Annotated in this window: 22 protein-coding genes and 1 tRNA gene; 3 read left to right on the forward strand and 20 right to left on the reverse strand. The window is 67.9% G+C overall.

Annotated elements, in window-relative coordinates:
• Nucleotides 1-33 precede the first annotated feature (33 nt).
• Together ACSU6L_RS17605 and dcd are read right to left on the reverse strand one after the other, a co-directional pair.
• Nucleotides 34-534, reverse strand: coding sequence for a phosphoribosyltransferase (locus ACSU6L_RS17605; RefSeq protein WP_073943356.1), 501 nt, complete (start codon nt 532-534; stop codon nt 34-36).
• A 5-nt stretch (nt 535-539) separates the two neighbouring features.
• Nucleotides 540-1,115 (reverse strand): dCTP deaminase, encoded by a 576-nt coding sequence (gene dcd, locus ACSU6L_RS17610; RefSeq protein WP_073943112.1) that lies wholly within the window; start codon nt 1,113-1,115, stop codon nt 540-542.
• A 569-nt stretch (nt 1,116-1,684) separates the two neighbouring features.
• On the opposite strand from dcd, the gene ACSU6L_RS17615 reads away from it, so the two are divergent.
• Nucleotides 1,685-1,758, forward strand: a tRNA-Gly gene (locus tag ACSU6L_RS17615).
• Between the two features lie 49 nt (nt 1,759-1,807).
• On the opposite strand, the gene ACSU6L_RS17620 is transcribed toward ACSU6L_RS17615, so the two are convergent.
• The 13 genes from ACSU6L_RS17620 to ACSU6L_RS17680 all read right to left on the reverse strand — a co-directional run bounded on the left by ACSU6L_RS17620 (nt 1,808) and on the right by ACSU6L_RS17680 (nt 10,384).
• A complete protein-coding gene (locus ACSU6L_RS17620; RefSeq protein WP_437057916.1) occupies nt 1,808-2,977 on the reverse strand; it encodes a tyrosine-type recombinase/integrase in 1,170 nt (389 codons plus the stop codon).
• Nucleotides 2,977-3,189, reverse strand: a complete 213-nt coding sequence (locus tag ACSU6L_RS17625; protein WP_437057918.1) for an excisionase family DNA-binding protein — start codon at nt 3,187-3,189, stop codon at nt 2,977-2,979. Before ACSU6L_RS17625 ends, ACSU6L_RS17620 begins: the two co-directional genes overlap by 1 nt.
• Nucleotides 3,186-4,487, reverse strand: coding sequence for a replication initiator (locus ACSU6L_RS17630; protein WP_437057920.1), 1,302 nt, complete (start codon nt 4,485-4,487; stop codon nt 3,186-3,188). The genes ACSU6L_RS17625 and ACSU6L_RS17630 overlap by 4 nt, the downstream gene beginning before the upstream one ends.
• Nucleotides 4,488-4,618: 131 nt before the next feature.
• Nucleotides 4,619-4,876 carry a SpdD protein gene (locus ACSU6L_RS17635; protein WP_437057922.1) on the reverse strand — a complete coding sequence of 86 codons (258 nt, stop codon included), beginning with the start codon at nt 4,874-4,876 and terminating at the stop codon, nt 4,619-4,621.
• 26 nt (nt 4,877-4,902) lie between these two features.
• Nucleotides 4,903-5,097, reverse strand: a complete 195-nt coding sequence (locus tag ACSU6L_RS17640; RefSeq protein ID WP_437057923.1) for a hypothetical protein — start codon at nt 5,095-5,097, stop codon at nt 4,903-4,905.
• An 11-nt stretch (nt 5,098-5,108) separates the two neighbouring features.
• On the reverse strand, nt 5,109-5,300 hold the full coding sequence (locus tag ACSU6L_RS17645; protein WP_437057925.1) for a mobile element transfer protein: 192 nt from the start codon (nt 5,298-5,300) through the stop codon (nt 5,109-5,111).
• The gene (locus ACSU6L_RS17650) at nt 5,300-5,491 is read right to left on the reverse strand and encodes a hypothetical protein (RefSeq protein ID WP_437057927.1); all 192 of its coding nucleotides are present in this window, start codon (nt 5,489-5,491) and stop codon (nt 5,300-5,302) included. The genes ACSU6L_RS17645 and ACSU6L_RS17650 overlap by 1 nt, the downstream gene beginning before the upstream one ends.
• 17 nt (nt 5,492-5,508) lie before the next feature.
• The gene (locus ACSU6L_RS17655) at nt 5,509-6,165 is read right to left on the reverse strand and encodes a DUF2637 domain-containing protein (RefSeq protein ID WP_437057929.1); all 657 of its coding nucleotides are present in this window, start codon (nt 6,163-6,165) and stop codon (nt 5,509-5,511) included.
• Between the two features lie 79 nt (nt 6,166-6,244).
• Entirely contained in the window at nt 6,245-7,618 is a 1,374-nt protein-coding gene (locus ACSU6L_RS17660) for an FtsK/SpoIIIE domain-containing protein (protein ID WP_437057931.1), read from the reverse strand.
• Between the two features lie 5 nt (nt 7,619-7,623).
• Nucleotides 7,624-7,974 (reverse strand): SCO3933 family regulatory protein, encoded by a 351-nt coding sequence (locus ACSU6L_RS17665; protein WP_437057933.1) that lies wholly within the window; start codon nt 7,972-7,974, stop codon nt 7,624-7,626.
• A 134-nt stretch (nt 7,975-8,108) separates the two neighbouring features.
• On the reverse strand, nt 8,109-8,837 hold the full coding sequence (locus ACSU6L_RS17670) for a GntR family transcriptional regulator (protein ID WP_437057935.1): 729 nt from the start codon (nt 8,835-8,837) through the stop codon (nt 8,109-8,111).
• A gap of 92 nt (nt 8,838-8,929) precedes the next feature.
• The gene (locus tag ACSU6L_RS17675) at nt 8,930-9,367 is read right to left on the reverse strand and encodes an ATP-binding protein (protein WP_437057937.1); all 438 of its coding nucleotides are present in this window, start codon (nt 9,365-9,367) and stop codon (nt 8,930-8,932) included.
• 276 nt (nt 9,368-9,643) lie between these two features.
• Nucleotides 9,644-10,384, reverse strand: a complete 741-nt coding sequence (locus ACSU6L_RS17680) for a GntR family transcriptional regulator (protein ID WP_437057939.1) — start codon at nt 10,382-10,384, stop codon at nt 9,644-9,646.
• A 98-nt stretch (nt 10,385-10,482) separates the two neighbouring features.
• On the opposite strand from ACSU6L_RS17680, the gene ACSU6L_RS17685 reads away from it, so the two are divergent.
• On the forward strand, nt 10,483-11,574 hold the full coding sequence (locus ACSU6L_RS17685; protein ID WP_437057941.1) for a DUF1152 domain-containing protein: 1,092 nt from the start codon (nt 10,483-10,485) through the stop codon (nt 11,572-11,574).
• Nucleotides 11,575-11,650: 76 nt separating this feature from the next.
• Here the strand turns inward: ACSU6L_RS17685 and ACSU6L_RS17690 are convergent, their stop codons facing one another.
• The 4 genes from ACSU6L_RS17690 to ACSU6L_RS17705 form a co-directional block, all read right to left on the reverse strand.
• A complete protein-coding gene (locus ACSU6L_RS17690) occupies nt 11,651-12,148 on the reverse strand; it encodes a hypothetical protein (protein WP_437057943.1) in 498 nt (165 codons plus the stop codon).
• A gap of 714 nt (nt 12,149-12,862) precedes the next feature.
• The gene (locus ACSU6L_RS17695) at nt 12,863-14,170 is read right to left on the reverse strand and encodes a hypothetical protein (RefSeq protein ID WP_437057945.1); all 1,308 of its coding nucleotides are present in this window, start codon (nt 14,168-14,170) and stop codon (nt 12,863-12,865) included.
• A gap of 37 nt (nt 14,171-14,207) precedes the next feature.
• A complete protein-coding gene (locus ACSU6L_RS17700) occupies nt 14,208-14,435 on the reverse strand; it encodes a hypothetical protein (RefSeq protein WP_437057947.1) in 228 nt (75 codons plus the stop codon).
• A gap of 1,137 nt (nt 14,436-15,572) precedes the next feature.
• Entirely contained in the window at nt 15,573-16,169 is a 597-nt protein-coding gene (locus ACSU6L_RS17705) for a DM13 domain-containing protein (RefSeq protein ID WP_437057949.1), read from the reverse strand.
• Between the two features lie 173 nt (nt 16,170-16,342).
• Here ACSU6L_RS17705 and ACSU6L_RS17710 point away from each other — a divergent pair, with 173 nt between their 5' ends.
• Complete coding sequence (locus ACSU6L_RS17710) at nt 16,343-17,344, forward strand: NAD-dependent epimerase/dehydratase family protein (RefSeq protein WP_437057950.1); 1,002 nt, start codon at nt 16,343-16,345, stop codon at nt 17,342-17,344.
• A gap of 39 nt (nt 17,345-17,383) precedes the next feature.
• Here ACSU6L_RS17710 and ACSU6L_RS17715 read toward each other — a convergent pair whose 3' ends face one another.
• Nucleotides 17,384-18,496 (reverse strand): sensor histidine kinase, encoded by a 1,113-nt coding sequence (locus tag ACSU6L_RS17715; RefSeq protein WP_437057952.1) that lies wholly within the window; start codon nt 18,494-18,496, stop codon nt 17,384-17,386.
• Nucleotide 18,497 lies beyond the last annotated feature (1 nt).

The following is an 18,497-nucleotide window of genomic DNA, read 5'->3' on the forward strand; positions in this document are numbered from 1 at the left end:
CGCCAGGGGCCCTTCCCCGTGAACAAACCGGCCTCAGGCGTCCAGCACCTGCCCGCTCCGCTTCACCACGGGCGGCTCGACCGACCACGGGAAGTTGATCCAGTCGTCGGTCCGCTTCCACACGTACTCGCACTTCACCAGCGAGTGCGACTTCTCGTAGATGACCGCGGAGCGCACCTCGGCGACATGCTCCAGGCAGAAGTCGTGCACCAGCTTCAGCGTCTTGCCGGTATCGGCGACGTCGTCGGCGATCAGCACCTTCTTGTCGGTGAAGTCGATCGCGTTGGGAACGGGCGCGAGCATGACCGGCATCTCGAGGGTCGTGCCCACGCCGGTGTAGAACTCGACGTTGACCAGATGGAGGTTCTTGCAGTCCAGCGCGTAGGCGAGGCCGCCGGCGACGAAGACGCCACCGCGGGCGATGCTGAGCACGATGTCCGGCTCGTAGCCGTCGTCGGCGATGGTCTGCGCGAGCTCGCGGATCGCGGTGCCGAACCGCTCGTAGGTCAGGTTCTCCCGTCGTACGTCGCTCACGCTGCTCACACCTGCGTCCTGTGGAAGTTGAGGAAGGAGCGGGAGGCGGTGGGTCCGCGCTGCCCCTGGTACCTGGACCCGTACCGCTCGCTCCCGTAGGGGGCGTCGGCCGGCGAGCTGAGCCGGAACATGCACAGCTGGCCGATCTTCATGCCGGGCCACAGCTTGATCGGAAGCGTGGCGAGGTTCGACAGCTCGAGGGTCACGTGCCCGGAGAAACCGGGGTCGATGAACCCGGCGGTGGAGTGCGTCACCAGCCCGAGCCGCCCGAGCGAGCTCTTCCCCTCCAGCCGCGAGGCGAGATCGTCGGGAAGCGTGATCACCTCGTACGTGCTGGCCAGCACGAACTCACCGGGGTGAAGGATGAACGGCTCGTCCCCCTCCGGCTCCACGAGCCGCGTCAGATCCGCCTGCTCGACGGAAGGGTCGATGTGCGGGTACCGGTGGTTCTCGAACACCCGGAAATAGCGGTCCAGCCGCACGTCGATGCTCGACGGCTGCACCATGGATTCGTCGTAGGGATCGATCCGTACCCGCCCGGCGTCGATCTCGGCCCGGATGTCCTTGTCTGAGAGAAGCACGCCCCGAGGATACGCAAGGCGCGCGGAGCCCCCACAATCGCGACGACTCCACGCGCCCATGCCGTACCCGGATGCCTCGGACCGGCTACGAACGACTACAGCCGGTCACCGGCGGCCAGTGCCGGTCAGTGCCGGCTAGTGCTTCTCCAACGCCACCGGCACGACGCTCCGCAGCCGCGCACAGCGCGGACAGCGGACGAGCCGCCCTGGGCCGAGGCGCTCGGCCTGCTGCATCGGGAACGAAGCGGTGGTGAACACGTGCCCATCGGCACAGCGGACGACGGTGCGCTCCATCAAGTCCTAGAGTCCCTTCCCCAAGAGCCGCGTCTGGCTACTGCTTGCCTGACGACAAAAGCCACACTACGGGATCAAAGGGAAGCCCCTCCAGGCGGCACTCCGGTCCCGCCCGGACCCCTCTCTGTGCCCCCACCGTACGCCCCAACTCCCGCTCTCCGCAGCCGCCTCACACCCCTGAAGCACACTCAGGCCCCTCGGCGAGAACACCGGGAGCCTGCGGTTTGGTACAGTGGGCGAGCGTTCGGACACCGGCTCTTCGGTCGGCGCCTTACGCGGGTGTAGTTTAATGGTAGAACATCAGCTTCCCAAGCTGAGAGCGCGAGTTCGATTCTCGTCACCCGCTCCACGAAGAAGGCCCAGGTCAGAGACCCGGGCCTTTTTGCTGTCTTCGGTGATCACTCGCCGCGTGCCAGATTCGTGCCAGAAGGCTTGTCGGCGGCCTTCTTCGCAGCCTCAGCCCGAGCCTTCCGCACGGTCGCGTCGAGGCCGGCCGCCACCTCTTCCTGCCGCTCCTCGTCGGAGTGCTGGTAGATCAGCGCGGCCTTCTCCGAGGACTGCCCGGCGCGGACCATCGTGTCCTTGAGTGTGGCACCGGACCGCGTGGACAGCGTGTGCCCGGTGTGGCGGAGGTCGTAGAAGCGGAAGCCCTCGGGCATGCCGACGACCTCCCGTGCCTTGCGCCACTTCCGCCCGAAGGTGCTGCGCCGGAAGGGCGCCCCCTTCTCCCCGACGAAGAGGAGCCCGTCCGGTCCCGGCTCGGCATAGCTCTCCAGGTGCCACCGGAGCTCCCGGCGCAGGAACGCGGGAAGAATCACAGTCCGGGTCCCGGCCTCCGACTTGGTGTCCCCCTGGACGCGCCGCCCGTTCATCCGCTCCGGCTCGGCGAGGCGAACGCTGATGCGGAGGGTGTCCACGTCGACGTCCCGGCGACGAAGGCCGGCCAGCTCTTCCGGCCGCATGGGACCGTAGGCGCCGAGGTAGACCATGAGCCGCCAGCGCATCCCCACCGCATCGGCGAGCGCGTCGACCTGGGCGACGGTGGCGATGCGACGCTCGGCCGCCTTCTCCTTTCCGGCGCCCTTGATCCGGCATGGATTGCGCTGGATCAGCTCGTCATCGACGGCCGTCTCCATGATCGCCTTGAGGAGCCGATAAGCCTTGGCCGTCATCGTCTTGGCGCCGGTGGTCCGCAGTCGTTCGGCCCGCCACTCACGCACGCGGGGTGCGGTGATCTCGTCCAGGTCCAGGTCCGCGAAGGCGGTCAGGTGCTTGTCGAGCAGGTAGCGATAGAGATCCTGAGTAAGCGGTGCCAGCTCCCGCTCCTCCACCCACTTGTCGGCGTAGGCCCGGAAGCTCACTGCCCCGGCCTCGGGGTCCCTCCACTCGCCTCGGCGGATCTCAGTCTGCCTTTCAGCGAGCCAGTCATCCGCGTCCGCAGTCGTCTCGAAGGTGACGGGAGCCGGGCGCATCACACCGTCGGGGCCCGGATAACGCGCTTGGTAGCGCCCGGAGGGAAGCCGGCGGATCGCACCGAACCGGCGACGCCTGCCCTTTTTGTTGGCCATCAGGCCGCCCTCCCGTAGCGGGCGCGAGGGCGCCTCAGCGGCTCCACCGTGCGGGACTTGATGAACTCCTCAAGCGCGCTCTCCGGGACGCGCACATGCCGACCGACCTTCACGTATCGGATGCGCCGCTCCTCAATGAGCCGCCGGGGGAAACGCACCGAGGTACCGAGCAGCTCGGCGACCTGGTCGACGGACAGATAGCGGTCGGTCATACGGTCGGCTCTCCTTCCGTTCCAAGGGCGGGTTCGAGGGATGCGGCGAGCCACGTCTCGCCGGCGCTCAGGCCGGTTCCGGCAAAGACCCAGTGGGAGAGGACGAGAGTGGTTTGGTCGCTCCGTGAGCCGGGCGGAGCCGATTGGGCCCTGCGCCAGTCGGCGCGAGCGTCGCGAAGTGCGCCGAGGGTGGTGGAGTAGCGGCGGGACTTGGTGGAGAAGTGGCCGCGGAAGCCCAGCATGTGGGCCCAGGCCCTCAGGCGGAGGTCTGCCAGCTCGGCACGAGCACCCAGGCTCCAGGCGGTGCGGATCATGCGCCGGGCGTGTTCGGTGATCCTGGCCTGTGCCAGCTCGGCAAGGAAGCGAAGCGGCCGGTCGAGAGTGCCGGTCGCTGTCTCGGCTCCCTTGGTGGCGTACTTGGCGATGTACGCCGCTACGGCCCTTTCGGTCAGCTCTTGGGCGCCGTCGAAGTCGGCGGAGCGGATCGGACGGACGTCGAGCTGTCGGCCGAAAACGAAGGCGTGTGCCCGTTCGTCGATCAACGGGCCGTCGACTCGGGCGGCGGTGGCCGCAGCCCGGATGGCGTCGGTCAGCACATCGGCCGAGGCCCAGGCGGGAGGCGGGGAGTCACCACCCTCCGGACCGTCGAGGCGGATCACGGCGTGGAAGTGGACGGCACCCCGCTTCTGGTACTCGGCCACCTTCGCGAACGAGATCCGGGCATGGTCCGGGAACGCCCGCTGCGTCAGACCGGCACGCTTGGCGACCTCACGGCGAAGGTAAATCGAGAAGCGCCGCCACAGGGCGCCGGCGTGCGCGTTCCACAGCACGGCCGCTTCGTAGTCGTAGGTGTCAGGGTCGAGAGGCGTGCCGAGGACGGCGTCCCCCTCGTCGTGCCGGTCGCCGCAGCGGCAGTTCCGGTCGCCCGACGGGCGGTTGTGGACCGGGCCGAAGCTCGGAGCGGTGAGGGTCGTGAAGACGCGCGGGTGGGTGGCGACCCGTTCGGGGGTTCCCTTGCCGCCCCGAAGTCCGGCGGTGATCAGGTGGTAGGTGTCGCGGCGATAGGTCTCGGCGCAGGCCGCGCAGCGGGTGGCGCGGCGGTTGTTGCAGCGGACGAGGAGGTTCCCGGCGGGGAGGGTGGTCGAGTCCAGGTGGTGCAGGACGCGGCCGATCTCACCAGTGGTCTGGTTCACCTCGTACTCGGTGCGGTGGCCGTCGAGGCGTACGGGGCGGGTGCAGCCGCCCAGTGTGGAGAGTTGGCTGGCCAGCTCGGGCATGGTGCCGAGGGAGGCCAACATGGAGAGTTCCGCCAGCGGGGGCGGAGTCTGCCGGGTGATGATGGGTTTTCCTTTCGGCTGTTTCGGCGGTTGGGAGGGACGGCCCCGGGGCGACGGGATGCTTGGCGGCTTGCTGCCGCCCCGGTGGCCGGTCAGCGCTTGTTCGCGCCATTGAGCAGGGAGCGCAGGACCACGGCGGCGACGGCTACGGCGATGGCGGAAACGGCCACGGCCGCGAGGAGCGCGGTGAGCACGACGCCGACGACGACAACGGCGACGATCGCTCCGGCTCCGACCCCCATGAACGAGGTGACCGGGCGGCCGGCGGAGGTAGCCGGGGCGTGATCCTGCGGAATGTGAGTGGTGATGCTCGGGACGTGCGGGCTGTCGGGCAGCTTGGGGCGGAACATCGCGAGACTCCTTGTCGGTCGGGGTGTCAGTCGTTGGTGCGGTTGACGACGTCCACCCCGGAGCGGGTGCCGGATTCGATGGCCGGGGCAAGGAAGGTGTGCGAGAGCCAGAAGCCGAAGAGGGCGATCACGACGGCGACCCAGAGGCGGATGCCGAGGAACTTGATCGCGGCCCAGGCGATGACGCCCAGGACGAAGACGAGCGGCAGCGAGACAGTCACCGGGGGTCTCCTCAGCGGACGCGGCAGCGGTGGGTGCGGGCGGCCAGCTCGGCGGCGGCGCGGTTGTCGTAGTCGGTCGAGAAGCCGCAGCGGGGAGCCGTGCAGGCGGCGGCGTGCTTCTCGCGGCCCCGGCCGTCGTAGTAGGTGCCGACCTGCACGGGGCCGATGCGGACGACACGGCGGAAGCGGCGGTTGGCGGGCATCAGCTGGTCTCCCTCTCGGTCTTGTCGGTGAAGTCGGTGACGTGGTCGGCGAGCCAGCGGCGGATCTCGTTGCTCTCGTCGAGGTCGGCGGTGAGGATCACTGGCTCGGCGATCAGCACGGCTTCGGTGAAGCGGTTCTGGCGGGTCAGCTCTGCGGCGCGCTTCAGCGCGCGGAGCGTGGACGGGCGCAAGGTGGAGTCCTCTGGGGTCAGGTGAGTTGGGTGGCGATGGCTTCGGCGAGCGGCATCGGCACTCCGAGCCGGGCGCGAAGCGTCGAGGTGTCGATGGGCATCCCGGTCCGGGCACGGTGTTCGTCCGCGACCTTCCGGGCGAGAGCGACGAGGGCAGCCGGTACCGGGGAAGGCAGGGCCGAAGCCGGCTCTGCTTGGACACCGGGTGGTTCGGCCGCCGCCGAGGGCGGTTGGGTTCCTGCGTCGATGGGTTTCGGATCCGTGGCTGTGGTGGACGGTTCGGATGCCGTCCTCGGGGCCTCGTTCGGCTTCGGTGTTCCGTGGGCGAGCAGCGTGCCGCCCAGGAAGGCGACCGCGGGCCAGCCCGCTACGAGGATCCGGAGCCAGGACGGAACATCGTCGAGGTCGAGCAGTCCGGCGGTGGCGACGTTGGCACCGAGAGACGCGGTCAGGGCGACGAGAAACCAGCACCACCCGGCCGCTTTCGCCTCACCGGAGCGGAGCCGCCGCCAGGCCGCGACCAAGAGCAGGTCGACGGAGATCGGGTAGGCCCACGCCTTCCAGCCGTGCTGTCCGGCGGCCAGCGCCAGGTCGTGCAGATGAGCGAAGGACAGCGCGGCGGCGATCAGCGCTTGGACGAGTACGGCGTCCACGCGGACGGGCAGAGCGCGCACGGCGATTCCTTCCAGTTCCGGGCATGGGTGGGGTAGGGACTTGGCGCGGGACGGCCGCGCCGACCGTGGGAGGGGTGGGTTACTCGGTGATCGGCTCAGGAGTGGCCCCGGAGCCAGGCCCCTTCACCGGCACCGGCGGGACGTACGGCCGGAACTGCGAGAGCGCCGGAATCTCCGGAGCGAGGTGCGCTGTATCGCGACAGGTGGCCGCAGCGTCGGAGAGAGACAGATAGGGAGTCCGGATGCGGGACCAGCCGCCGGACGTGTTGCCCGCGACGGCCAGGCCGGGCCGTTCAGGGGCAATGTCGCAGGCGGCGAGGACCGCTTCCGGGGCGATGTCGCCGAGTGCCATCTTGGCGGAGGCTTCGTCGTTCACGCGGTGGCAGACTCGGCCGGTCAGTTGCGCTCGGAGCATCGTCGCGCCCTTGCCCAGCTCGGCCCCGAAGCGCTGCCCGCACACTTCCAGATGGATGCCAGCCGCGCGGCCGAGCTGAGCGAGCCGGATCAGCTGGGTGACCATCTCGTCCCGCCGTTCCTCTTCCTTCTTCGCTGCGACGAGGAAGAGCTCAGCCACTTCGTCGATGAACAGCACGATGGGAGAGGGACGTTCGCCCTCCGGCAGGCCCCAGACGTCCGAGGTGATCAGCTCATCCGGAGTGCTGGGTGTGATGCCCTGCCGTGCCTTGATCAGGTCGTATCGGTCCTCCATTTCCTTGACGAGTACGGGCAGCAGCTCGGCCGCCTGCTCCGGGTCGGTCGCCAGCGCGGAGAGCCGAGGGGCGAACGGCGCCAGCTCGACACCGCGCTTGCAGTCGATCCCCACCAGGACCACCGGCTGGGCGGCCAGCCCAGCAAGCAGGTTCCGCAGGAACATGGACTTGCCGGACAGGGTGGCGCCGAGCACGAGTTCATGAGGTACGGCCCGGTAGTCCCGTACGAAGGCGGTCGCGTCCTCCCGCAGAGCCACCGGCACGCGGAGCGGACCGGCGTCGATCCTGCGAGGCATCCGTACCTTCCGCAGGACGTCGAAGCCGACCAGCCGCAGTTCCACGACACCGGGCTTGACGTCCCGCACATACACGGCGTGCACACCCCAGGCGTGCCGAAGCCGTTCGGCCGAGGCCGCCACGTCCGCCGGTTCCTGCCCCGGAGCCAGCCGCAGCCGAAGCCGTAGACCGGTCGAGGTGGGCCGGATTATGCCCCGCCGAGGAGGCACCGGCCGGACCTCACGCCGAGTGGTCGCCTTGACGGCTAGGGCCCGCCACCGGGGCGGCTCGACCGTCAGGCCGCATGCGTCCATGGTCGAGGAGTACGAGGCCAGCAGCCGGACCACCGAGACGGGCAGCCCGACAGCGGACCAGTACGCCGCCGGGTGGGCGTGCCGGGCGTAGGCCGCGCCGCCTACCGCAGCGAGCGACCCGCCCAGCTCGGCCCACGTCACCAGGTCGGTCACGTCGATCAGCTCGCCTGGTCCATCGGGAAGGCACCGGGCGTCACGGCGGTGGCCCGGTAGGCGATGCCATGCCGCTGCTGGCCGTTGAACACGCTCTGCCAGGGCCGGGCGACGAGACCGGGCAGGGAGACCGGCGCGCCGACGGTCAGGCCGCCCGTCACACCGCTCTCGGGGATGGTGACCTGGATCAGCGAGGATTCGCCCTCGTCGATGTAGACGACGCCGACGGTCATCAGCGCCTCACCGCTCACCGCGTCCTTCGCGATCTCACCGGTCTGCCGGTCGCGCACCTTCGGCGCCGGCGCTTCGGTGAGCAGGATCGTGGCGGTCGAGGCATCAATGCGGATCACGCGCACAGGTTTCTCCTTCTGAGTCGATCAACCCGCCACCTGACAAGTTGACTTAGCAAGTTCGAAGCTAGGGATGCCAAGTTGACTTGTCAAGCTCGATCCGGAAGGCAGCCAAGGGAAGAACTGACCTGGATTCGGGCTCAGTTGAGGCGGTAGGTGTCTTCTAGCTCCTGCCGATCGGCAGGCAGCAGCACGTCGGAGACTTGCAGCGCCTGGCCTGAGGCGTCACAGGCGATGACCAGGACACTGAGGACGGGAACGCCGTCGGGAAGGTCCAGAAGCTGTGCTTCGGCACGCTCGGGGAGTCGGGCCGAGACCCGCTCCGTCACGTGATCGAAGCGCACCTTCTTCCGCGCTTCCAGGTGAGCGCGGGCACTGCCGCTCAGCGCTTCGGCACTCTCCAGCTCGGTGCCTTCGACCAGGCCGGCGGGGAAGTACGACGAGACCAGCTCAACGGGTTCGCCGTCCTCCTCGACCAGGAAGCGGCGCATGAGGATCTTCGCCCGCTTGGGCAACCCGAGCACGGAGGCGACGCGCGCCGGTACGGGAACGTAGCCGACTTCGACCAGCCGCCCTGGAGCTTCCGACTCATCCCGCGCCAGCGCCTGCCGCCCCCGGCGGTCCTGCTTCTCGACGACCGCCGGACGTCCGCGCACTATCGTGCCGTACCCCTGCCGGGACTCAAGCCAGCCGTCGCGCTTCAGCAGCTCCAGCGCCCGGACCACGGTCGGCCGGGACATCCCGAAGGCCTGCACCAGCTGATTCTCACTGGGGACGCGGGTGCCGGGTGCGTATGTGCCGTCCTCGATGCGACGCTGGATGGTCTGAGCGAGGCGCACGTACTTCGGTGCCTCCACTTCATACGCCATGAGTGCCGCCGCCTGTCGAGATTGGCCAAGTCAACTGGTCAACCAGACTAGCGACGATTCCGCCGGCGCAGTACCAGCGGAGCGTATTGCGGTCACGACGGCCAGGCATCGGCCATCTCGAAGGAGACCACGGTGCCGCCGAATCGACTCGGCCCGAAGTGCCAGGATTCGGCGATGGAGTCGACGAGGAGGAGACCGCGGCCGTGTGCTTCGTCGGCATCGGGATGCCGGAGCCGCACGTTCGCCGGGAACCCCGGGTTGTGCACGTCGACACGGAGCGAAGCTCCGTCGCGGAACCACTCCACCCGGACGACCCAGGGGTCGTCAGACCGGCCGTAGACGATGGCGTTGGTCACCAGTTCCGAGATCATCAGCGCACAGTCGTCGACCGAGCAGGCCGGGTTGTACGGCGCGATGAACTTCCGGAACCAGCGCCGGGCCCGAGGTACGGACTCCGCGACAGGATGCAAGGTCATGGCACCGAGTCGCGGGGAGTCCTCGGAGGGATAGCGGTCGATCGTGTAGGCCATCCGTGCTCACTCTCTGCCGCTGCCGTCGCAGTCGAGGCAGCGCCGCTTCGACGTGGCGCGGGTGCGGTCAGCGGCGGCGGCAAGCGCCAGGGTCGTACGGGAGCCGACACGCTTCCATCCCCGCCCCCGACATCCCCGGCAAGGTAAGTGCGTGCCCTTGTCCGGCCGCTGACTCGTCACACCGTGCCCCCTTCCGATGAAGTGGCCTTAGCCACTTTCTGGATAGTGGCATTAGCCACTTGGAGCCGCAAGCGGTTCGCCATAACTGACCGTGCATCAGACGAGCGGGTAGCCCTGCTCGAAGGCCCAGCGGTGCGGCGGGTAGGTGGCTTCGGCGAACTCCAGTGGCCGGTCCTGCAGGTCGTAGACGACGTGATGCACGACCAACACGGCAGATCCGGGGTCAAGCCGGAGGTCTGCGGCCTCTTCCTCCGTCGCCGTCCGAGCGCACATCCGATCTTCCGCGTAGCTCCCCTGGCGTCCAGTCATGTTCTCGACGTACATCAGGGTCCCCTCGCGAATCCGCTCGGGATCCATGAGCTTCGGTGCCCGCTGCCCGACGTCCGGCGCGAACCACGACGTGGACAGCGTGATGGGGCCGTCCTGGTTGTTGGTCACCCGCCGCCGGTGAACAGCCCGCCGATCCTTCACGAGCCCCAGCGCCTCAGCCACGTGATCCGGCGCCTCCAGCCAGCCGGCCGACGTGATGACCGCGTACTCGCCAGGCGTGTAGATCTTCCCGGTCTGGCGCGCACGGCCGTACAACTCACGGGCCCTACGGTTGACTTCAAGGCCCCGCACATACGTGCCGGACCCCTGCCGCTTCTCGACCAGCCCCTGATGGCTGAGCGCTTGCAACGCACGAGCCGCCGTCGGCCTCGACACGTTCCAGCCCGCCGCCAGCTGCCGCTCGGAGGGGACTTCATCCCCGGCCCTCAGGTCACCTCGAAGGATCTGATCGCGGATGTAGTGCGCGATCTGCAGATACTTCGGCTGAGCCTCCTCGATCTGGGGCATGTCCCCTCCTCGTTCAGTGCCGCGCGGACGGCAAGTGGCTATGGCCTCTGGCCACTATAGGGTGGGTGGTCAAGACCGAACCCCGTAGTCTGGGCCCCATGACGCGGTTGATCGTCGCAGCAGGAGGAGGGGGCGACGCAGTCGCCGCCGCAATGCTTGACGCCGCCCTCTACGGCGACGACACGGGCCGGGCGGTGATCCTCACTTATGCATGGGACCGCTTGCTGATCGACCCGGTACCAGGCCCCCGAGGTCCCCAGAACTTCACCGGCCTTGAACCGATCACTCCGACGGTCTGGAAGGTGCCGGCGCAGGCCCGCCCGATCGCGCCGGCAGGTTCCACTCTTCCCCGGCTTGCGGCAGAACTCCCGCACACCTTCGCGCTGATCGATCCACGACACGGCGCCGAGGGCATCACACGCCAACTCGAAGAGCTGGTGACCCACTTGCAGCCCGAGTCGATCGACCTCCTGGACGTGGGCGGCGACATCCTGGCCCGAGGCGACGAGCCGACGCTGAAGAGTCCCCTCGCGGATGCCCTCACGCTGGCCGCATGCGGTCAAGTGAACGCGGCCATCAGACTGTTGGTTGCCGGGCCGGGACTGGACGGGGAACTGCCGCTCGACGCCATGAGCGGCATGCTTGGCCCGGCTGTCCACACCCTCACGGCCACGGATGTGGAGCCGGTCAGCGCAGTCCTGGAGTGGCATCCTTCCGAGGCGACAGGGATGCTCGCAGCGACAGCACGAGGAGTACGAGGCACCTGCGAGGTACGCGACGCTGGACTCCCCATACCTCTGACCGACGAAGGCCCGAGGATCCACGAAGTCGACCTGGACGAAGCGCTGGGCTACAACGAGTTGGCCCGCGCCATCATGACAACGGCCACCCTTGATGAGGTCGAGGCACTGAGCCGAGAAGTGTGCGGCTTTTCGGAGATCGACTACGAGCGCAACAAGGCGCTATGGCTCAAGGAGCAGCGGCCGGTGCCGCTGGACGCCGACTCGTTGCTGCCCCAACTCGACCAGTACCAGGCCGAGGCCCGAAGCCGCGGAGTCACCCACACGACGTTCCGCCGGCTCACAGAGGCTCTGAACCTTGGTGGCGCTCAGCGCGAGGCCCTGCGCCAGCTGCTCATCAACAGCCGGCCGGAGCAGTACGCAGCTCCGCTGTGGCAAATCGAGGACTGAGTGAACGTCCACTTGGATGCGAACACAAAGCGCCCGACAGGCACACCCCCCGAGGGACAGCCAGCCGGGGCCGGCGCTAGCACTCGTCGGTGTGTGCCAAGTCCCTCCGTACGAACACGGAACCAACCGGCTTCGCCCCCTCCGGCCACGCACGGCTGCCGATGTCGTAGGGAGTTACATCCATGGCCCCACGAAGCCAATCGGCTTGCTTGGAACTCAAAGTCAGCACTACAAGCTGCCGCTCCTGATTCACATCCTGGATCCGACCAACATTCATGTCGGATGCATAGGTGCCGGGGGCACCCACCTGGGGTTCCAAGGCCACGACGACCGCCTTACGTTCGCCGAGAATGCTGCCGGCCCATAGTTCCGTACCGTCAGGCAGCTCACCATTGACCTTGACCTCAACCCGCGTGCATCTGGGAATCAGCGTGGGCTCGCCTTGGCTCGCCGGTGCGGGGGAAGTGATCGTGTAGGTGGTAGGTCCTGGAGCATTGGGAAGATGCTGGCTTACCCACGGCACGATGTCGTCCTTGACCGTGTAACCAGTGGCTGATGAGGCGATTCCGAGCACAGCCAGTGCCGCAGTGATGGAAGCTAGAGGCCTACGAATCCGGGCCCACCAAGTCAGCCGCCTCGAAGGAGTTCCCTCGTCCGGCCCGTCAGGCTGAGGACGAGTCCCCGGCTGCACTGTCGTAGTCACGCTCGCCCCCTAGTCCGTACGACCTATGGGCAGCGTACGTAGCGTGCTCACCAAGTGACGGATTGCACCGAGGATCTAAGTCGGTTCTACGCATATCGACCGCACCCGCCTAGCCAATAAGGTGTCACTCTCTGCGCATCTGCCACTCCGAAGTTCGGCAGAAGGCGCAGACTGCCAGCCGCAAGGGGCGAAGGCTGACGAGCGACCCATCACCTCACCCAACTGACTGAGTTACAACTTTCTCTACTGGTTCAAGGCGGCTCGCTCCACTCGCCGCGCGCGGCCCGGCCCCCGGCCGGGCCTGCGCTCCTGTCTCCGCCCCGCTCCAGCCCGGCCGGCGCCCATGCCGCGCCCGCAGCAATCGGCCGCCTGACGTCAGAGAAAGGGTACGTCGTGGCTGGGGCGGTCGGCTCCACGGCTTTAGGCAGCCACTTTGGCGCGAGCCTCGAAGATCATGGCCCCAACGTCGTGCTTTACCGGGCAGGTCCACAGACTGCCCGACGCGCCGCAAGCTTACGGGGCCATGATCACTCGCGCCAAAGCAGCTCCAGCCCAAAGCCGCTCCGCCGACCTTCATAGCTGCACCTATAGGCCCGGAATTGTGGGTGCACTTAGCCCTTGCGAACGGGCATAATGCACTAGCCAGCCCTTGGATGTGATTTCAATGGATCGCCGCCGCTGGTCATCGTCGTCTTTGCTGCTGATGACAAGCCCGTACCGCTCAAGCTCCACTACATTCTTTCGCATGTGCGCTCGATCATTGAAGCCAAATTGATCGAAATCGCTCGGGGAGCAAGTTCCCCCGAAGGCCGCCAGGTCTTCCAGCAGCTTTCGCGTTCGAGGTTGCAGCTTGGCGCTAGCTTCATGCTTAACAGCCAGGCTTTCGATCCACTTAATGAATGCCTCGGCGATCTCCGATTCTGACCTGGAGAGAAAGAAGGACGATTCATTATCTTGCGAAAAACTTTGAGCGTGCCGCAGCGAATCTCGCAGGTTCTTGTGAGCCACTTCGTACACATGCTCAAACGACGCTGCTGACACCGGCGCATTACTGGTCGGCCTAACGGAATAATGCCGCAATCGAGTGTCGATCAAATTTGGGATGTACTCGTCCGCGACTGGGGTGATCTCGATGGGGTCGGAAAGCACGCCGTTCAGGCGAGGGGTTGCAGCGACACTTCTAGCGATCCCCCGTGCTCCGCAAAGAACCCAACGCATCCCGGTCAACTGAAGCACAGGATCGCGGATCTCTTCAAGAAGACGGCGGGCGGCATTAGACGTCTCCAGAAGTTCCAGGTTATCGATGACGCCCACCATGCCGCCCGTTCCCTCAGGAAAGGCGTCCCGCAACCAGGTTCGGATTGTGGCCCTGAAACCAGCGTTAGAGAATCCAGAAGAGCCATTGACAGCAGCACTCCCGGCCATTCCGCCACCCCCAAATGGCGACGACAGATTGAAGCCGCGTCCCTTCAATACGGGAGATTCCAGCCAGGCCTTGATGTCTTTGGTGCGCGGGACCTTGCGATCGGCACGCTTCAAGATTTCCTCGTTGTCGAGGAAGGCGCGAGCAATAGCGAAGTAACAGTCGCTAATGAACTCGGAGGCATCTTCCTTGATTTGCAGCGGCTCGGGGAGGGCGAGGTAGAGCTGTGGGGTCTTTTTTTCTAGGAACCGCTCGGTCGCAACCCAGGCTGCCACTGCCACGAGGCTGGTCTTTCCGACCCCGTTCGGACCTTCGAGGACAACGTGCGTGTCACCTTCTTCGATCCTCCGCAGTAACGCCCTTAGCTCTACGTCTCGACCAACGAGCAACTCGCGGCCGTCTGCGCTCGATGGAAGCGGCTTAACGACGTAAGGGTTGCTGCCAAACCCCAACTCAAACCAGAAGCTCATATGCCCCTCCCGAGGCGGCGGGTGTTACCTTGTTCAGTCATCCGATGATCAAGCCCGTTACGCCGAAGATTAGGGTGAGGACAAAGCAGATCAGACTCATGAGCGTGGCGAATTGTGGGACCTCGGGCGTGCGACGGAAGTTGGACATGACGCCGTTGGACCAGAAGGAGCAGATCGCTACGATCACCGCCGGGATGAACAGCGGTGTGCCACGACACACGTATGCGGCGCCCACAGCCAAGCCGACAAGAATGACAAGCCTCATGACCCCACCCCTGCGTCAGCGGGGTCCCCACCCCGCGCGGTGGGCCATAGGCTAGAGGAGTACTGGGTGGTAACGGACACGAGTGTCTAAGTGCGTGACAACGCCGACATAGAGAGCGGCGGACGAGTACGGACGCCTGTAAAGCATCGCAGCAGGTGAGAGGCGTCCCGCTCAAGGCAGGGCGCTCCGGCGAGTCGCTTCGGCACGGAGAGACCTGCCAGTTGGGGGCGGGATCAGGCGATGTCCCGGCACGGCTACATTCCCGAGGCGAACCCGCACTCGCTAGCCGAGTGCTGCAGTCGGGTCGTCCAGGGCAAGGCTTGCCAGCCGGCGGAACTCTCGCATGTCTTCTCTGGCGGATGAGGGAATTGTTGCTCGTGGAGGAGCTGGGGGCGGAGCGTGGCGCAGCTGTGGGCGCGGTTCGTGTCGGTACCGCGAATCGCTGACCCACTGTTGCAGGGAGCGTGTCAGCCTGGTTGCCGCCGTTGCTACGTCCTGCGGCCCTTCGACTCCGACTACCGCAGCAGCTTTCGCGAGTGAACCGTCAAGTTCCGCAGCTTGGTCGAGGAGGCTCTGCAACTCCTGGGTCCGCGGTCCATCTGCCTGGGCGAGTACGGAAGCACGTGCGGCAATTGAGCTGTACTCGGCAGCAATACTGACGAATGCGGTATAAGCATCCCTTCGACCTTGCCGACGCCAGTGTTCGTGTTGGCTGCTGCGTTGCGTGCGGCTGTTGTGTCTGGCCGCGCGCACGGCACCCCAGGCACCCAGCGCGGCAGCAACTACGGCTGCTACAGCGGCGGTTAGGGCCGTGCCCCCAATATTCATGGCACGTATTGTGTCAGGACTGAGCTAGCACTCCGGGAGTGCTCTTCGGCGCCGGTCTCCGGGAAGAGCGGTCCGGCCGCCGCTAGCGGAAGCTGGGCTTCCTCGTCGCCTTGTGGCCACAAGCTCTTACGACGACCGTGCCAGACCCGTGCCAGATCGTGCGGGGAACCACGGGGAATGATGGGGCCATGTCCACAGTCAGTCAGGCGTCAAAGTCGCTCCGCCGCAGGCCAGCCCGACAGGCGCCCCTAGAAGACCCAAGCTTCCCAAGCTGAGAGCGCGAGTTCGATTCTCGTCACCCGCTCTTCTTCAAGCCCCCTGGCCGACGGCCCGGGGGTTCTTTGTTGCCCCGGTGAGTTCGGCGGCGCCGAAGGAGACGTCGAACCGGTCGCACCAGATGGTGACGCTGCGGTATCGGGCCGGGTCGATGTCTTCGGGCACGGGGTAGTTCTGGCTGCCCTTGTTGCCCTTGAGCTTGCCGAGGCTGACATGGGTGCCGTCGTCGAAGACGTGCCAGCCGGCGCTGCCCTCCTTCACGGGGGCGTCGGTCAGCCAGACGCGCAGGTCGGGGCCGTTGCTGGTGTCGAGGTTCTCCAGGCGTACGACGTGGGATCCGTCTGCCAGCCGTACGAGCTTCACCGTGCCGGACGTCGTGTGCTCGTGGCTGATCAGGTCGCCGTCCGCCACCGTCACCGGCGCCGCCGGAGCGGAGGGTGCCCCGGGCGACGGCGGTCCGGCCGGTGGCTTCGAGGCGGTCGTGGTGCCGGGCAGGGCTTCCTGGACCGTCTCGTCCTGCCACAGCTTCCACGGCTGGAACCAGTAGAGCCCGAAGCCGAGCCCGATGACCGCCGCCGCCAGCGCACCGATCGCCCACCGTCTCGTCCACGTGATCCGCGTCCGCCTCATGCCGCCCGCCTCCTGGGAGTCGCCCGTCCTCGCTTTCATTCAACGGGCGGACGCGGCCGTTCGGGGGCGGTCGGCGGATGACGAAAGTCTTACGTCCGCCTCAGGCCTTACGGAGTCATGACGTAAGGGCGTGCTCCCGTGGTGCGGCAGCGGGGCGGGCCTAGCGTGGCCGTATGCGTGTACTGGTCACCGGCGGTGCCGGGTTCATCGGGTCCCATGTGGTCGAGGCGCTGGCCGCGCGCGGGCACGAGCCGGTCGTGTTCGACGTGCGGGAGGATCCCGGCGCCGACGTGCGGGACCCGGCGGCCGTCGGACCCGCGCTCGCCGGTGTCGACGCCGTCTGCCACCAGGCCGCGATGGTCGGGCTCGGCAACGGGTTCACCGACGCGGCGGGATATGTCTCGCACAACGACCTGGGCACCGCCGTGCTGCTCGCCGCCATGGCGGAGGCGGGCGTCGGGCGGCTGGTGCTGGCCGGGTCGATGGTCGTCTACGGGGAGGGGCGGTACGAGTGCCCGCGGCACGGGGTCGTACGGCCCGGGCCGCGTGCCGTCGCCGACCTCGACGCGGGCCGGTTCGAGCCGCCGTGTCCGGTGTGCGGGGCGGATCTGGCCCCGGGCTTGGTCGGCGAGGACGCACCGGTCGATCCGCGGAACGTGTACGCCACGACCAAGCTCGCGCAGGAGCACCTGGCCGCCGCCTGGGCCCGCTGCGCCGGCGGCTCGGCGGTGGCGCTCCGCTACCACAACGTGTACGGGCCCGGAATGCCCCGCGACACCCCGTACGCCGGTGTCGCCTCCTTCTTCCGCTCGGCGCTCGCCCGGGGCGAGGCACCGCGCGTGTTCGAGGACGGGCGGCAGCGGCGGGACTTCGTGCACGTGCGGGACGTCGCGGCGGCCAACGTGGTGTCGCTGGAGGCGGAGGCCGCTCCGGGTGTGCTCACGGCGTACAACACCGGCAGCGGTGATCCGCACACCGTCGGCGAGATGGCGCGGGCGCTGGCCGCCGCGTACGGCGGGCCCGGGCCGGTCGTCACGGGGGAGTACCGGCTCGGGGACGTGCGGCACATCACCGCCGACTCGTCACGGCTGCGGGACGGGCTGGGGTGGAAGCCGGAGGTGGGGTTCGCCGAGGGCATGGCGGAGTTCGCACGTGCCGGGATGCGGGGCGCGTAGGACCGCGGGGGATCACGGGACCGGTGGTGCTGCCCGTGTTCAGGAAGCGGCGGCGGGCAGCACCACCTCGAAGCGGCAACCGCCGGGGATGTTGCGTACGGTGGCCCGCCCCTGGTGTGCCTCGACGATGCCCCGGACGATGGCGAGGCCCAGGCCGGCGCCCGCCGGGGGCGTCCGCGCGTGCGTGCCGCGCCAGCCGGTGTCGAAGACGCGGGGCAGGTCCTCCTCGGGGATGCCGCCGCAGCCGTCCGTCACCGACAGCACCACGCCCTCGGCGGAACGCTCCGCGGCGACCGAGACCGTGCCGTCGGCCGGCGTCCGGCGGATGGCGTTGACCAGCAGGTTGCCCAGCACCCGGCTCATCTCCCTGCCGTCCACCTCCACCGGTACGGGCTCGATGTGATCGCCCACCAGCCGCACCCCGTGCTCCCGGGCGAGCGGGTCGGCTCCCGCCAGCGCGTCGCCGACCAGGTCGTAGAGGGAGAGCCGGGTGGGGGTGAGGGGGAGCGTGCCGGCGTGGATGCGGGAGAGTTCGAAGAGGTCACCGACCATGTCGTTGAGGCGTTCGACCTCGGTGCGGATCTGCTTCAGGTAGCGGTCGGGGTCGGCGGCGACGCCGTCCTCCAGGGCCTCCGACATGGCGCGCAGGCCGGCGAGCGGGGTGCGCAGGTCGTGCGAGATCCAGGCGACGAGTTCGCGCCGGGAGGTCTCCAGTGCGCGTTCCCGTTCGCGGGATTCGGCGAGCCGGGCGCTGGTTGCCGCCAACTCGCGGGTCAGTGAGTGGAGTTCGGCGGTTGTGGGGCCGTCGGGGGCGGCGAAGTTCCCGCCGTCGCCGAACGACCGTGCCGCGGCCGTGAGTGCGCGGCTGCGGGCCACGACCCAGCGGCCCAGGAGGAGTGCGGTGGCCATGGAGACCACGGCCGCCATGGCGACGACGGTCGTGACGACGGTCAGGTCGTGCGGGTTCAGGAACATCGCCCATGCCACGGCCAGCGTGCCCGCGAGCATCGCGACGACCCCGACCGCCGCGACCACCGCGAGCGACGCGGTGAGCGAGCGGCGCCGGATCAGGCGCAGTACGGCCGCCCCGGCCAGCCCGGTGGCGGCGGCACCGGCGAAGGCGTAGACGGCGATGAGAAGGGTGTCCCGCACG

It is taken from the genome of Streptomyces sp. enrichment culture, from assembly GCF_964272855.1.
Classification (GTDB): domain Bacteria; phylum Actinomycetota; class Actinomycetes; order Streptomycetales; family Streptomycetaceae; genus Streptomyces.

What these genes read in the sequence shown, in the direction of transcription:
- ACSU6L_RS17620 (WP_437057916.1), bottom strand. Translation starts at nt 2,977, where the DNA reads ATGGCCAACAAAAAGGGCAGGCGTCGCCGGTTCGGTGCGATCCGCCGG.
- ACSU6L_RS17625 (WP_437057918.1), bottom strand. Translation starts at nt 3,189, where the DNA reads ATGACCGACCGCTATCTGTCCGTCGACCAGGTCGCCGAGCTGCTCGGT.
- ACSU6L_RS17630 (WP_437057920.1), bottom strand. Translation starts at nt 4,487, where the DNA reads ATGTTGGCCTCCCTCGGCACCATGCCCGAGCTGGCCAGCCAACTCTCC.
- ACSU6L_RS17635 (WP_437057922.1), bottom strand. Translation starts at nt 4,876, where the DNA reads ATGTTCCGCCCCAAGCTGCCCGACAGCCCGCACGTCCCGAGCATCACC.
- ACSU6L_RS17645 (WP_437057925.1), bottom strand. Translation starts at nt 5,300, where the DNA reads ATGCCCGCCAACCGCCGCTTCCGCCGTGTCGTCCGCATCGGCCCCGTG.
- ACSU6L_RS17670 (WP_437057935.1), bottom strand. Translation starts at nt 8,837, where the DNA reads ATGGCGTATGAAGTGGAGGCACCGAAGTACGTGCGCCTCGCTCAGACC.
- ACSU6L_RS17675 (WP_437057937.1), bottom strand. Translation starts at nt 9,367, where the DNA reads ATGGCCTACACGATCGACCGCTATCCCTCCGAGGACTCCCCGCGACTC.
- ACSU6L_RS17680 (WP_437057939.1), bottom strand. Translation starts at nt 10,384, where the DNA reads ATGCCCCAGATCGAGGAGGCTCAGCCGAAGTATCTGCAGATCGCGCAC.
- ACSU6L_RS17685 (WP_437057941.1), top strand. Translation starts at nt 10,483, where the DNA reads ATGACGCGGTTGATCGTCGCAGCAGGAGGAGGGGGCGACGCAGTCGCC.
- ACSU6L_RS17695 (WP_437057945.1), bottom strand. Translation starts at nt 14,170, where the DNA reads ATGAGCTTCTGGTTTGAGTTGGGGTTTGGCAGCAACCCTTACGTCGTT.
- ACSU6L_RS17700 (WP_437057947.1), bottom strand. Translation starts at nt 14,435, where the DNA reads ATGAGGCTTGTCATTCTTGTCGGCTTGGCTGTGGGCGCCGCATACGTG.
- ACSU6L_RS17705 (WP_437057949.1), bottom strand. Translation starts at nt 16,169, where the DNA reads ATGAGGCGGACGCGGATCACGTGGACGAGACGGTGGGCGATCGGTGCG.
- ACSU6L_RS17710 (WP_437057950.1), top strand. Translation starts at nt 16,343, where the DNA reads ATGCGTGTACTGGTCACCGGCGGTGCCGGGTTCATCGGGTCCCATGTG.